The sequence below is a fragment of the Kribbella sp. CA-245084 genome (assembly GCF_050942355.1).
Taxonomy (GTDB): Bacteria; Actinomycetota; Actinomycetes; order Propionibacteriales; family Kribbellaceae; genus Kribbella.
This window is the reverse complement of the sequence record NZ_CP192053.1, coordinates 3,861,279-3,873,996: the sequence shown is the minus strand read 5'-3', so window position 1 is coordinate 3,873,996 and position 12,718 is coordinate 3,861,279. Positions and strand designations below refer to the sequence as shown.

Genomic DNA, 12,718 nt, shown 5'->3' with positions numbered 1-12,718 from the left:
GCATCGGGGTAGCTTTCCCGACCCCCAGAGGAGGGCCCTCGTGCCCCGTGAGATCCGCGATGTCGTGTTCGTCGACGGCGTTCGCACCCCGTTCGGCAAGGCCAAGGGCCAGTACGCCGAAACCCGCGCCGACGACCTGGTGATCAAGTGCATCCGGGAGCTGCTGCGGCGGAACCCGGGTCTCCCCCCGGAACGCGTGGACGAGGTCGCGATCGCGGCCACCACCCAGATCGGCGACCAGGGCCTGACCATCGGCCGGACCGCGGCCCTGCTGGCCGGTCTGCCGAACACCACGCCCGGCTACGCCATCGACCGGATGTGCGCGGGCGCGATGACCGCCGTCACCACCACCGCGGCCGGTGTCGCATTCGGCGCGTACGACGTGGTGATCGCGGGCGGGGTCGAGCACATGGGCCGGCACCCGATGGGCGAGGGCGTCGACCCGAACCCGCGGATCATCTCCGAGAAGCTCGTCGACACCTCTGCCCTGGTGATGGGTTCGACCGCGGAGAACCTGCACGACCGGTTCCCGGGCATCACCAAGGAGCGCGCCGACGCGTACGCCGCGGCGTCCCAGGAGAAGGCCGCGAAGGCCTACGCCAACGACCTGATCCAGCCGGACCTGGTGCCGATCGCGACCCGGTCGGCCGAGCAGGGTTGGGGTCTGGCGAGCACCGACGAGCCGATGCGTCCGGGTACGACGGTCGAGGACCTGGCTGCGTTGAAGACGCCCTTCCGTCCCCACGGCCGGGTCACTGCGGGCAACTCGGCCGGTATCAACGACGGCGCGACCGCTTGTGTGCTGACGTCTGCTTCAGCCGCTGAGGAGCTGGGCCTGAAGCCGAAGATGAAGCTGGTTTCGTACGCCTTCGCCGGTGTCGAGCCCGAGGTGATGGGTGTCGGGCCGATCCCGGCGACCGAGAAGGCGCTGCGGCTGGCCGGGCTGACGATCGACGACATCGAGGCCTTCGAGGTGAACGAGGCGTTCGCCGTCCAGGTGATCGCGTTCCTGGAGCACTACGGCATCGCGGACGACGATCCGCGGGTCAACCCGTACGGCGGTGCGATCGCCTACGGCCACCCGCTGGCGTCGTCCGGGGTCCGGCTGATGAACCAGCTGGCCACGCAGTTCGAGCAGCGCCCCGAGGTCCGCTACGGCCTCACCACCATGTGCGTCGGCCTCGGCATGGGCGGAACCGTCATCTGGGAGAACCCCAACTGGGAAGGGAACGCGGCCGCATGAGCCTGCAGGAACTGATTGACTCGGCGTCTGCTTTGTCCACCGACGAAGTTGTCACGCTCGCGCACTCCCGGGATGTCGTGCTGCCGGGCAAGGCCGGCACGATGGCGCTCATCACGCTGGACAACGGGCATGACCACACCAAGCCGAACACCTTCGGTCCGAAGGGCCTGGGGTCGCTGAACGCCGCTCTGGATGCCGCGCTGGCTCGCGACGAGATCGTCGCGATCGGTGTCACCGGAAAGCCGTTCATCCTGGCCGCGGGTGCCGACCTGAGCGGCGTACCGAAGCTGGCCGATCGGGAGCAGGCGCTGGCGCTCGGCAAGATCGGGCACGGCGTGATGCGGAAGCTGGTCGACGGCGGCAAGCCGTCGTTCGCCTTCGTGAACGGGGTTGCGCTCGGCGGCGGGCTCGAGGTTGCGCTGCACGCTTCGTACCGCACTGTCTCGGTGGCAGCCGGAATGCTCGCGACGCCGGAGGTCTTCCTCGGGCTGATCCCGGGCTGGGGCGGCAACTTCCTGCTGCCGAACCTGATCGGCGCGGACAAGGCGGTCAAGGTCGTCGTCGAGAACGCCCTCAACCAGAACAAGATGCTCAGCGGGCCGGAGGCGGTGAAGTTCGGCATCGGCGACGTACTGCTGGAGTCGGCCGACTTCCTCGAGCAGTCCCTGCTGTGGGCTTCGAAGGTGCTCACGGGCGCCGTCGTGGTCGAGCGGCCTTCGGTCGACCGGGGCGAGGCGTGGGACGCAGCCGTTGCCCGGGGCAAGGCTTTTGCCGACCTGAAGGTCAGCGGCGCGGCGCCCGCGCCGTACCGGGCGCTGGAGCTGATCGCGGCGGCTCGTGACAACGATCGGGATCGTGGGTTCGCCGCGGAAGACGAGGCACTCGCGGACCTGATCATGAGCGAGGAGCTGCGGAGCGGGCTCTACGCGTTCGATCTGGTGAACAAGCGGGCCAAGCGGCCTGCTGGTGCGCCGGACAAGTCGCTGGCGCGGCCGGTGACGAAGGTCGGTGTCGTCGGCGCGGGTCTGATGGCGGGTCAGCTGGCGCTGCTGTTCGCGCGGCGGCTTGAGGTTCCCGTCGTACTGACGGATCTCGATCAGGAGCGCGTGGATCGCGGCGTCGGCTATGTGCACGGTGAGATCGACAAGCTGCTCGCGAAAGGGCGGGTGCGCTCCGACAAGGCGAACCAGCTGAAGGCGCTCGTCACCGGGTCGGTCGACAAGGGCGCATTCGCGGACGCGGACTTCGTGATCGAGGCCGTGTTCGAGGAGCTGCAGCTGAAGAAGACGATCTTCGCCGACCTGGAGAAGATCATCCGGCCGGACGCGATCCTCGCGACGAACACCTCGTCGTTGTCGGTGACCGAGATGGCCGCCGACCTCGAGCACCCGGAGCGGGTCGTCGGGTTCCACTTCTTCAACCCGGTCGCGGTACTGCCGCTGCTGGAGATCATCCGTGCCGACCGGACCGACGACGCTTCGCTGGCTACCGCGTTCGCAGTTGGCAAGACGCTGAAGAAGTCGTGCGTGCTGGTGAAGGACGCGCCGGCGTTCGTGGTGAACCGGCTGCTGACGCGGTTCCTCGGCGAGGTGAGCGCGGCGGTGGACGAAGGTACACCGATCCCCGAGGCCGATCGCGCGCTCTCCGCCCTGGGCCTGCCGATGCCGCCGTTCGTACTGCTGCAGCTGGTCGGGCTGCCGGTCGCGCTGCACGTCGCGGAGACGATGAACCGGGCGTATCCGGACCGGTTCGCGGTATCGGAGAACCTGGCGAAGGTTGTTGCCGCAGGCAAGAGTTCGTTCTACCTGTGGCCGGAGGGCAAGCCTGTTGTGGACCCGGAGGTCGAGGCGCTGGTAACGGTCGGCGACAAGCCCTCCACCCCCGACGAACTCCGCAACCGGGTACTGACCGCCCTGGCCGAAGAAATCAAGATCATGCTCGACGAGGGCGTGGTCGCCGAAGCCCAGGACATCGACCTCTGCCTCCTCCTAGGCGCCGGCTGGCCCTTCCACCTGGGCGGCATCACCCCGTACCTCGACCGCACCGGCATCTCCGAAAAGGTCAACACCACCCGCTTCCTCCCCCAAGGCACCGCCAGCCTCACCCAGTAGCCCGCTGGGGGTCGGTGCAGCCCCGGAAGCCCGCTCCGACCCCCAGCACCTCAAAAGAAGACAAAAGAAACAGGACAAAAGAACAACAAGAACGAAGAGAAGAAAACAAAGAAAAGAAAGATAGAGAGAGGGCGAAGGCTCGGCGGAAAGGCGCGAGTGACAAGATCTACTTGATCCGCAGCCCAGCCGCCTCGACTGCCCTGTGCAGGTGGCCGACAGCGCAGAACGGTTTGCCCGACAGTTCCCAGATCGCGACGCCAAAGGCCTCGGTCGGTGCGACGAGGACACCCATCGTCTCACCTGTCGCGGTCATGAGTTCTGGCCAGGGGCTGTTCCGCTCCCCCATCGCGTCGGATTGCAGCTGGAAGGCTGCGAACGCGCATGCCTGCTCGACCCCGCCCCCGTTGAGCTCAACAGGAAACTCATGTCCACCAGCGACCAGAATGAGATCGTCGCCGGGCGACCCGGTCCAGCTGGGATCGACCCGGATCGCGATGTTCGAGAGCCCGCTGCCCGCGAAGTCGGCGTTCAGCCGATCGACGACGAACGTCTGCGCCGCTCCCGTACCGCTGTCGGTCGACGTATCCATCACAAGCTCCCAGGTCGTAGATCAGACTAGTCTGCACTTGATGTAGAACTCCTGCACGACCGCCCCCTTGGCGTTGTACGACGTGCCCGTGATCTTGATGATCTGACCAGTCTTGTACATCGCCACGTATCGATTCTTCGAGTTGCTCCAGGTCCTCGCCGGCAGCGACCCGTGCGGTGGATAGCTCTGCTTCTTGCCGTCGACCTTTTTGGAACCGACATAGACGCTGACGATGTAGCGGTCTGCAGCAAGCTTCGGATACGTGCCCCATTGAATCGATGTGCCCGGCCCCTTCTGCTGGATCGACAACCGTCCGAGCTTGTTCTGGTCGGTGTAGTTCGGCGAGCAAGAGTGGACACTGTGGGAGCCCGAGCCGGCCGACGGATTGTCTGCGGCGCACGCCTTGGCAGTCAGTCCGAGCAGCACCACGAGCAGCAGGGCGTGCGGAGGCCTGCCGGACAGGGGCAGCCGCGTTGCGAGATGTTCCTTGAGTTGCGGTACGGCGAGCATCGACGTGTCCTCCGATCGGGTACGAGCGTTTGCCGCCATTTGGTGGAGGGCGGAACGGACGCGGAGTGCAGGGGCTTGACGAGAACAGGGGTTCGTCCTCTCTCAGCACGTCCGCTCCGCCGACACCCAGACTCAGTCAGGGACACCGGTTACGGGGAGGTACTACTCGCGTCAAGAGCGTCAACTTCTGCGAGAATCGTGAGGCGTTCACTACGCTGAGGAGCGGTGCGCATTGGCGAATGAGATCCTGGACGGCCTACTGCGAGAGCTGAGTTGGTCTCCTCGTACGCTGGCGCGCCGCCTCAACCGCGACTTCGGCGCGGGTACTGTCGCGGACACTGCGCCGTACCACTGGCGAGATGCGGACCGAGTACCTCGGCCGCCGCTTCCGGCGCTGGTCGCTCATCTGTTGTCGTCCCAACTCGGGCGGTTGGTGACGGTCGGCGAACTGTGGCAAGGACGCGCGATGGACTCGCCTCTCGTCATGCCTGCGGACACAGGCATGCGGCAGTCATGGACCCGGGCTGGCACACTTGGGGTTCTCGACGACTGGGTGGTGAACGGGTTGTTGGACAGGCGACGGTTCCTCGCGATCTCCGGAGCCAGTCTGACGTCCATCCCCAACCATCTCGCCGTGGCGAAGTCACCTCGCGAATTCGCCGGAGCGGCGGCAGACAGCCCGCTGATCGAACAGATCGAGCAGGCAATTCCCTTGCTTCAACGGCTGGACGATGCCAGCGGCGGCGGCAGTCATCTCGAGTACGTCGGCGCCCAGTTCCGCTCGGTTGCTTTGCTTGTCCGGCAAGGTGGACAACCCCGTTCGATCGAGACTCGTCTGCTCTCGGCACTGGCGGAGATCGGTCAGCTGGCAGGTTGGATGGCCTTCGATGCGGGCCAGCACGGACAGGCGCAGCGGTATTTGTTCACCGCTCTCCGGGTCGCGAACGAGTGCGGATACAGAGCTATGGCCGCGCATATCGTGGCCGATCTCGCATTCCAGGCGGCGAGCCGGGAGCAGTCCGCGGATGCGGTGGCTCTCGGCGAATCTGCAGCAATGATCGCGCAGCATGCTCCCGCCGGAGTTCGGGCGTCGATTCAGACGCGCCTGGCCTATGGTTATGCCGTCGCCGGTGACATGTCAGTGTTCGACCGGGCGTACAAGACCGGGCTCGAGGTACTCGCCGACGGCGATCGTGCGGAGGATCCGGCCTGGATGTACTACCTGACACCGAGCCACCTCGATACCCAGGCAGGCTATGCCCTGACGCACGCGGGCATGCTCGCCTCGGAGACCGTCGGTCCAGCGGCAGGACGCACGATGCTGCGGGAAGGCGAGACGCTCCTGCGCAAAGGGGCGCACGACCGGCCTTTCACCGACCAGGCGCAGCGCCGCGCGCTCTTCGAAGGTGCCTGGCTGGCGACTGCGGCTGCAGGCCGGGGAAACTTGGAGGAAGCGTGCGTCCTTGGACGCACAGCAGTAGCTCGGACCGCGACAGTCCGGTCCGCTCGAAGTCTCGAGGTGCTCGCCAGGCTTGCTGCGCGTCTGCGAAGAGCCAAGCGCAACGAGTACGTCAGCGACTTTCTGCCGGTGCTCGAATCATGTCTTTCCAGGACGCAGCGATGAATGACCGCGTTGTTGTCGTCGGCGCCGGAGTGATTGGGCTGACGACCGCCGTTCAGCTTGCTGAAGCAGGGCATCGCGTGGATGTGGTGGCTGCAGAGGCACCGGAGGCGACCACGTCGGCGGTCGCCGGTGCGTTGTGGGGACCGTGGCTGGTCGAACCGCGCGGGCGGGTTCTTGCGTGGGCTGCCTACGGCTTGAAGGTGCTGGATGCACTCGCCGGCGACCCAAGCTCCGGCGTACGGGTGGTGTCGGGCATCGAGGTGTCCCGAAGGGGCTACGGTCCACCGGACTGGGCCGATCTGTTGGCGGACAGACGGCCGTGTACACCGCACGAGCTTCCGACCGGGTACAGCCACGGCAGCCGATACAGCGCGCCACTTGTCGATATGCCAGTCCACCTCAGCTATCTCATGGTCCGGCTGCGGGCCGCCGGCGGAACACTGACGATTCGCCGCCTGGCTTCTCTGGGCCAAGCAGTCGTCGAGCCACGAACCGTGATCGTGAACTGTTCGGGAATCGGCGCGCGGCAACTCGTCCCAGACGCGGACCTGTTTCCGATCCGCGGATACCACGTGCTGGCCAGCAACCCCGGGCTGACGGAGTTCCTCGAAGCAGACACCGAACACCCCACGGACCTGCTCGCCATCTATCCCCACCGTGATCACGTGATTCTCGGTGGAACCGCCGAACCTGAGGTGTGGAGCCGCGAACCCGATCACGCGATCGCGGCAGCCATCGTCGACCGGTGTGCGGCGCTCGAACCCCGGCTCGCCAACGCCACGATCATCGAACACCGGATCGGTTTGCGACCGACTAGGCCTACGGTCCGTGTGGAGGCCGAGCGGTCACCTACCGGCAACCTCGTCATCCACAACTACGGCCACGGTGGCGCCGGTGTCAGCCTCGCCTGGGGATGCGCCCGCGAGGTCGCATCGCTGCTTAGCCCTTGAACTTCTTGGCTCCGGCTACTACCTGGGCGGGGGTTAGGCCGGTGTCTTTCTTCAGGACTGCCTCGCCGTGTTGGGACATGTCGGTGTAGAGGGTGGCTAGTTTTTTCTCGCCTAGTTTGTTGGCTAGGTATTCGACTATCCACCAGCTGGAGCCGTAGGCGCGGTCTGCGTTGGCGTCGAAGACGGCTGAGTCGGGGAGTGCGGTGAGCTTCGGGAGGTACGCCGACTTCACGCGCTTGCGGTACGGGTCGACCGACCAGTGCGGATCGTCCTCGATCGACCGGCAGCGCACGTACTCCGCCATACCCTCGACCATCCAGATCGGCGTATAGATACCCAGCGTCGACGTCGCGACGTGCGTCATCTCATGCACGAGCAGATCCTTGTCGAGGCGCTTGCGGAGTGCAGGGTTGACCACGATGCGACTGCCGATGGGCGCGCCGATCGGCTTGCCCAGCTGCTCGCCTTCGAAGAGCGTGACCGCCTTCGCCGCGATCGTCCAGCCGTCCCCGGTCCCCGCGGTCCAGATCGTCGACATGACGCGGTCCTGCGGCATCGCGACCACCAGTACGGCGCCGTTCCACGGTCGGGCCCAGTGCTTGCGGACCGACTTCACCGCCTTCTCGGCGACCTGCGCGACCTTCGTACCGAGGCTCGCTTCCCGCTTGTCCACGACAACGACGACCGTCCCACGCCGTACAACCTGGACCTCGTCGAAGTCCCACGGCTGGCGATGACCGTCGCGGCTGAGGTTCTCGTCCGTCCCGATGTCGTCGACGAGCACCCACGCCGAACCCCGCTGGACGAACGTGTACCCGAGGTCGGTCTGCACCGGCCGCGGATCCAGCCCCACCAACTGGTACCGCATCATCACTCGCGTCGAGAACGTCGTCGGCCCGAACTTCGCGACCAGCCCCGGCACCGGCCGGAACGCATCGGCAGTGAAGTACTTCAGCGAACTGAACCCGAACTTCCGCAGGTTCACGAACAGCAGCCGCTCACGCGCGACCAACTCGGCCTGCTTCGGGTCGACCGAGGCCAGGAACCCCTTCAGATCACCCTTGAGTACGGCGGCCGACCGCCGGGCCAGGACCGCATCGATCGCCTGCTTGCGCGCGAGTTCCTCAGCGGGAGCGAGCTCCCCCGGCGCCGGCGAAGTCGCCCGCGTCGCGACAGCGGCGACCGCACTGCCAGCAGGTGCCTCGCCGTTCCGGGCCCGTACGACAACAACCGCGCCGGACGCAGCGAGCGCCAGCGCGGCAACGCCTGCGAGCAGGCGTTTCGGGTGCTTCATTGGTGATCCCCTCGGATGGTCGGCTGATCCTAGCCGACCATCCGAGGGCGACGATCACGCCTTCTGCGCCACGCCGGTGCGCTCCTCCACGCCGACCCGGCTGCGCCGGTAGCCGTACAGGGCGTAGATGGCGAAGCCGATCACCATCCAGATCAGGAACCGGATCCAGGTCTCCAGCGACAGGTTCAGCATCAGGTAGATGCAGATGAGTGCTGCCAGGATCGGGATCACCGGGTTCCACGGCACGCGGAACGACCGCTCGATGTCCGGCCGGCTCTTCCGCAGCAGCGGTACGGCGATCGACACCAGGGTGAACGCAGCCAGCGTGCCGATGTTCACCATCTCTTCCAGCTTGCCGATCGGGGTGACCCCGGCGATGATCGCGACGACGATGCCGATCCCGATGGTCAGGCGGTACGGCGTACCCCACTTCGGGTGCGTCTTGCCGAGCTGACGCGGCATCAGGTGGTCGCGGCTCATCGCGAACACGACGCGGGCCGCGCCGATCATCAGCGTCAGTACGACGGTGGTCAGACCGGCCACCGCACCCGCGGAGATCAGCGTCGCGAAACCGCCCCGGCCGACCGACCGGAACGCCTCGGCCAGCGCCGCTTCACCGTTGATGTCGGTGTACTTCACCATGCCGGTGATGACGATGCACACCAGTACGTAGAGAACCGTGCAGATGGCCAGCGAGCCGATGATGCCGCGCGGCAGGTCGCGTTGTGGGTTCTTCGCCTCTTCGGCCGTGGTCGCGACCACGTCGAACCCGATGAACGCGAAGAACACCAGTGACGCGCCGGACACCAGACCCATCACGCCGAAGGCCGACGGGGCGCCGAAGACGGCCTGGATCAACGGGGTGGTGAGATCGACATGCGCGTTCGGCGATGGGACGCTCGGCGGGATGAACGGCGACAGGTTCGAGCCCTTGACGTAGAACAGGCCGGCGATGATCACGAACAGCACCACGAACAGCTTGATGCCGACCAGCACCAGGTTGACCCGCAGCGACTCCTTGATGCCGATCGTCGCCAGCGTCGTCAGCACCAGCACGAGCAGCATCGCCAGCACGTTCACATGACTGTCCGGCCCGATCGACGACGGCCAGCCCAGTCCTATCTGATCGAGGAACAGCGCGGCGTACGTCGACCAGCCCTGCGACACGACGCTTGCCCCGAGCATCAGCTCGAGCAGCAGGTCCCAGCCGATGATCCAGGCGAAGATCTCACCGAGCGAGAAGTACGAGAACGTGTACGCCGAACCCGACACCGGCACGGTCGACGAGAACTCGGCGTAGCACAACGCGGCCAGCGCACAGCAGAACGCGGCCAGCACGAACGACAGCGCGATGCCCGGACCGGCGTACAGCTTGGCGGCACGCCCGGTCAGCGTGAAGATACCGGCACCGATGATGACACCGATACCGAAGACGGTCAGGTCTATCGCGGTGAGGCGTTTCTTGAGCTGGTACTCCGGCTCGTCCGTGTCGGCTATCGACTGCTCGATCGTCTTCTTCCGCACAAGACTCATCTGCGCCTCCTCGACTGCGTCTTCTGAAAGACAGGGACGGAACCCTTCGAGGTTGCCCCTCTGACAGCGTGAGGTCAAACCGCCACTCAGCGTTGCGGCGTGTATGTTGCCAACGACGTCCACAGAGTGGCCTCGGTGAGGCCGGTCCGTTCCATCAGGATCCGGTCCCGGGCGGCCTGGTCGGTACCGTTCGTCGCCATGTCCTCGTACAGGTCCTCGACCTTGTCGAGCCCGATCCGCTGGACGAGGTAGCGGACCGCGAGCCAGCTCACGCCGTACACGTCGGCGGAGTTCTGGTAGAAACCGGCGTCGCTCGGCAGCGAGGACAGTTGCGGCAGCGCCTCGTCGATGACCTCCTGCTCCCACTTGCCGACCTCGCCGGGTCCGCTGATCGCCTCGATGCCCTTCCAGGACACGTACTCCGCGGCGCCTTCGGCCAGCCAGAGCGGCTCGTACCCGCCGAGGTCCGCGGTGGCGACGTGGGTGATCTCGTGCGACAGCAGGATCTCGTCGACGCGGTCGCGCTCGTTCGGGTTGATCACGATGTAGCCGCCGGCGACCGTACCGTCCGCGGTGTCCTGACCGGGCAGTGACGAGAAGGTCGAACCGGTGCTGGCCGCGGACTCGATGTCCTCGTCGGCGAAGCGTGCATCGCGTACGTCGGTCTCGTCGAGCGCGATCACGAACACCGAGCCGTCCCACTTCCGCGGCCAGTACGCCGTCACCTCGTTCAGGCCCTCGTCCGCGGCGGCCACGATCGCCCGCCCGCGTCTCGTGTCGCCCTTCTCGACCACCACGAGTACGCGCGGCCCGCGCTGCACCTCGATCCGGCCCAAGTCCCACGCCTCGCGATGCGCGCCCGGCCCGAGGTCGGCGTCCAGGTCGTTGTCGTCGGTGAGCAGCCAACGGCCGGCCCGGGAGATGAACGTGTAGCCGAGTTCGGTCGTCACCGGCGTGAAGTCGACCTTCGGGATCTGGTACCGCATCAGCACCCGCACGAGGTACGTCGTACCGCCGTGGGCTCGCACCACGGCCGGGTTGAAACGCTCCTCGGCTTGGCTGTACCCGACCTCGCTGAAACCGATCTCGACCAGATTCGCGAACAGGATCCGCTGCTCGGCGCGCAGCTTCTTGTTGGCCGGATCGACATCGGCCAGGAACTGCGCCTCATTGCCGGTCTGCACGGCCTGCGCGCGGCGGAGCAGGATCGAGTCGACGGCGAGCCGGCGCGCGGCGATCTGGGCGGCGACCCGCGACGGCTTGGTCGCCTTCGGCGGGGTCGGGGTGGCGGTCCGAACGGCCGTCAGGCGGTCACGGGCGTCCTGCTCACGCTGTTCAACGGTGTAAACGACGCCGCCCGACACCAGGACCACGGCCAGCACCAACCCCAGCCAGCGGCGGGGGCCGGTGGGCGGCGGCCCTGATTCAGGCGTCGTTGCACTCACTTCGGGTTGGTTCCCCTCCGAGTACCCGATGGTCGCAGACGGGTTACCCTAACCGACCTTCCACGCTTTATGCTGCCGCAGCAGCCTTCAGCGCGGTGAAAAGTCCCGTCTCGGTCATCCCGATGTGCTCGAGCATGATCCGGTCGCGTTCCTTCTGGGTCGAGCCCATCGCGGCGAGTTCGCGGTACAGCGTGCCGACCTCGGTCCCGCCGAACCGCGTGAACAGGTAGTCGAGCGCGAGCCAGGACAGCGGGTACGAGCTGTCGGCCTGGTCGAAGAACGTCGCGTCCGCGGGCAGACTCTTCGCCTTCGCGAGGTACTTCGTCCGGACGTCCTGCCGGTACTGCGGGATCGCCAGGTTGGTCTGCCCGGCCATCGGCAGGAACTCGACGTACGTCGCGGCGCCCTCGACCAGCCAGCGTGGCGCATACGGACCGTACGGCGCGGTCGCGACGTGGGTGAACTCGTGGGCGAGCGTGCGCGCATCGACCTTGTTGCGGTTGAACGGGTTGATGACGACGTACGAGTCGGCCCGCTCCCCCGCGCCGGTGACCTCGCCGGGCAGCGTGCGGTAGACAAACGTCGCCATCGCGATCGCGTCCTCGGCGTTCATCGGCTGGGTGTAGTCCGCGCCACGAACGACCTTGTCGTCGAGCGCGATGACGACACCGGAGCCCTTCCAGCCGCCGGGCCAGCGGTTGGTGACGGCTTGTACTGCGCTGGTCGACATCGTGACCAGCTTGTTCGCGAGCGCGTCCTGGCCCTTCTCGACGACGACCAGCACGCGCGCGGCCCGCTTGACCAGGACCGGGCCCATGTCCCACGCCTCCTGGTGCGAGCCACGCGGAAGGCGCTTGTCGATGTCGGTGTCCGAGACCAGCATCCAGGACCCGTTCGCACGCTGGGTGAACGTGTAACCGAGCATCGCGCGGACCGGGACAAGGTCGATGCCGCGGATCTGATAGGTCATCGCGACGGCGACCAGGTACGTCGTCGGGCCGTCCTTCTGCACGATGCTGTCGTCGTACTGCTGGGCCAACTGCTGGTAGGTCAGCTTGGCGAAACCGAACTGGCGAAGGTTCGTGAACAGGGTCCGCTGGCTCGCAACAAGACGTTCGTTGGCAGGATCGACGTCGGCGAGGAACGCGGTCTCGTTGCCGGCCAGCACGGCCTGCGCGCGCCGCTTCAGTACGACGTTGACCGCGGCGGTGCGAGCAGCGAGGTCGACGTTCGCCGTACTGGCGGCGCTGTCCACCGAGCCGTCGGCGCGCTGGCTCGAGCGATGCAGCGCCAGACCGCCCACGACTGCGGCGCCGACCAGGACCAGCGACAGCAGGATCGGCCAGACGCTGGCCGACCGCCGTCGGGCGCCGCCGTGGCGGCTGTGCCGCCCTCCCTCAGCCATGGTCCTGGATCCTG

10 protein-coding genes are annotated in these 12,718 nt (G+C 66.6%); 4 read left to right on the top strand and 6 right to left on the bottom strand.

The window, feature by feature from the left end:
* Window positions 1–40 precede the first annotated feature (40 nt).
* Together ACQPYH_RS18585 and ACQPYH_RS18580 are read left to right on the top strand one after the other, a co-directional pair.
* Window positions 41–1,243: a thiolase family protein gene (locus ACQPYH_RS18585; protein ID WP_432892895.1), complete on the top strand. Its 1,203-nt coding sequence runs from the start codon at window positions 41–43 to the stop codon at window positions 1,241–1,243.
* Window positions 1,240–3,354 carry a 3-hydroxyacyl-CoA dehydrogenase NAD-binding domain-containing protein gene (locus ACQPYH_RS18580; protein WP_432892894.1) on the top strand — a complete coding sequence of 705 codons (2,115 nt, stop codon included), beginning with the start codon at window positions 1,240–1,242 and terminating at the stop codon, window positions 3,352–3,354. Before ACQPYH_RS18585 ends, ACQPYH_RS18580 begins: the two co-directional genes overlap by 4 nt.
* Before the next feature lie 166 nt (window positions 3,355–3,520).
* Here ACQPYH_RS18580 and ACQPYH_RS18575 read toward each other — a convergent pair whose 3' ends face one another.
* Together ACQPYH_RS18575 and ACQPYH_RS18570 are read right to left on the bottom strand one after the other, a co-directional pair.
* The gene (locus tag ACQPYH_RS18575; RefSeq protein WP_432892893.1) at window positions 3,521–3,943 is read right to left on the bottom strand and encodes a hypothetical protein; all 423 of its coding nucleotides are present in this window, start codon (window positions 3,941–3,943) and stop codon (window positions 3,521–3,523) included.
* Window positions 3,944–3,964: 21 nt separating this feature from the next.
* Window positions 3,965–4,453, bottom strand: a complete 489-nt coding sequence (locus ACQPYH_RS18570) for a hypothetical protein (protein WP_432892891.1) — start codon at window positions 4,451–4,453, stop codon at window positions 3,965–3,967.
* A gap of 466 nt (window positions 4,454–4,919) precedes the next feature.
* Here ACQPYH_RS18570 and ACQPYH_RS18565 point away from each other — a divergent pair, with 466 nt between their 5' ends.
* Window positions 4,920–6,077, top strand: a complete 1,158-nt coding sequence (locus tag ACQPYH_RS18565; RefSeq protein WP_432892889.1) for a transcriptional regulator — start codon at window positions 4,920–4,922, stop codon at window positions 6,075–6,077.
* Complete coding sequence (locus ACQPYH_RS18560) at window positions 6,074–7,027, top strand: FAD-dependent oxidoreductase (protein ID WP_432892887.1); 954 nt, start codon at window positions 6,074–6,076, stop codon at window positions 7,025–7,027. The genes ACQPYH_RS18565 and ACQPYH_RS18560 overlap by 4 nt, the downstream gene beginning before the upstream one ends.
* Here the strand turns inward: ACQPYH_RS18560 and ACQPYH_RS18555 are convergent.
* The 4 genes from ACQPYH_RS18555 to ACQPYH_RS18540 all read right to left on the bottom strand — a co-directional run bounded on the left by ACQPYH_RS18555 (window position 7,017) and on the right by ACQPYH_RS18540 (window position 12,704).
* The gene (locus ACQPYH_RS18555) at window positions 7,017–8,321 is read right to left on the bottom strand and encodes a hypothetical protein (RefSeq protein WP_432892886.1); all 1,305 of its coding nucleotides are present in this window, start codon (window positions 8,319–8,321) and stop codon (window positions 7,017–7,019) included. The two genes, ACQPYH_RS18560 and ACQPYH_RS18555, sit on opposite strands and share 11 nt — an antisense overlap.
* A gap of 54 nt (window positions 8,322–8,375) precedes the next feature.
* Window positions 8,376–9,854 (bottom strand): amino acid permease, encoded by a 1,479-nt coding sequence (locus tag ACQPYH_RS18550; RefSeq protein WP_432892884.1) that lies wholly within the window; start codon window positions 9,852–9,854, stop codon window positions 8,376–8,378.
* 86 nt (window positions 9,855–9,940) lie between these two features.
* Complete coding sequence (locus tag ACQPYH_RS18545) at window positions 9,941–11,299, bottom strand: hypothetical protein (protein ID WP_432892882.1); 1,359 nt, start codon at window positions 11,297–11,299, stop codon at window positions 9,941–9,943.
* A gap of 67 nt (window positions 11,300–11,366) precedes the next feature.
* A complete protein-coding gene (locus tag ACQPYH_RS18540) occupies window positions 11,367–12,704 on the bottom strand; it encodes a hypothetical protein (protein ID WP_432892880.1) in 1,338 nt (445 codons plus the stop codon).
* Window positions 12,705–12,718: the final 14 nt, after the last annotated feature.

Coding starts and splice junctions, on each gene's coding strand:
- ACQPYH_RS18580 (WP_432892894.1), top strand. CDS start 1,240: ATGAGCCTGCAGGAACTGATTGACTCGGCGTCTGCTTTGTCCACCGAC.
- ACQPYH_RS18575 (WP_432892893.1), bottom strand. CDS start 3,943: ATGGATACGTCGACCGACAGCGGTACGGGAGCGGCGCAGACGTTCGTC.
- ACQPYH_RS18570 (WP_432892891.1), bottom strand. CDS start 4,453: ATGCTCGCCGTACCGCAACTCAAGGAACATCTCGCAACGCGGCTGCCC.
- ACQPYH_RS18565 (WP_432892889.1), top strand. CDS start 4,920: ATGGACTCGCCTCTCGTCATGCCTGCGGACACAGGCATGCGGCAGTCA.
- ACQPYH_RS18560 (WP_432892887.1), top strand. CDS start 6,074: ATGAATGACCGCGTTGTTGTCGTCGGCGCCGGAGTGATTGGGCTGACG.
- ACQPYH_RS18555 (WP_432892886.1), bottom strand. CDS start 8,321: ATGAAGCACCCGAAACGCCTGCTCGCAGGCGTTGCCGCGCTGGCGCTC.
- ACQPYH_RS18550 (WP_432892884.1), bottom strand. CDS start 9,854: ATGAGTCTTGTGCGGAAGAAGACGATCGAGCAGTCGATAGCCGACACG.
- ACQPYH_RS18540 (WP_432892880.1), bottom strand. CDS start 12,704: ATGGCTGAGGGAGGGCGGCACAGCCGCCACGGCGGCGCCCGACGGCGG.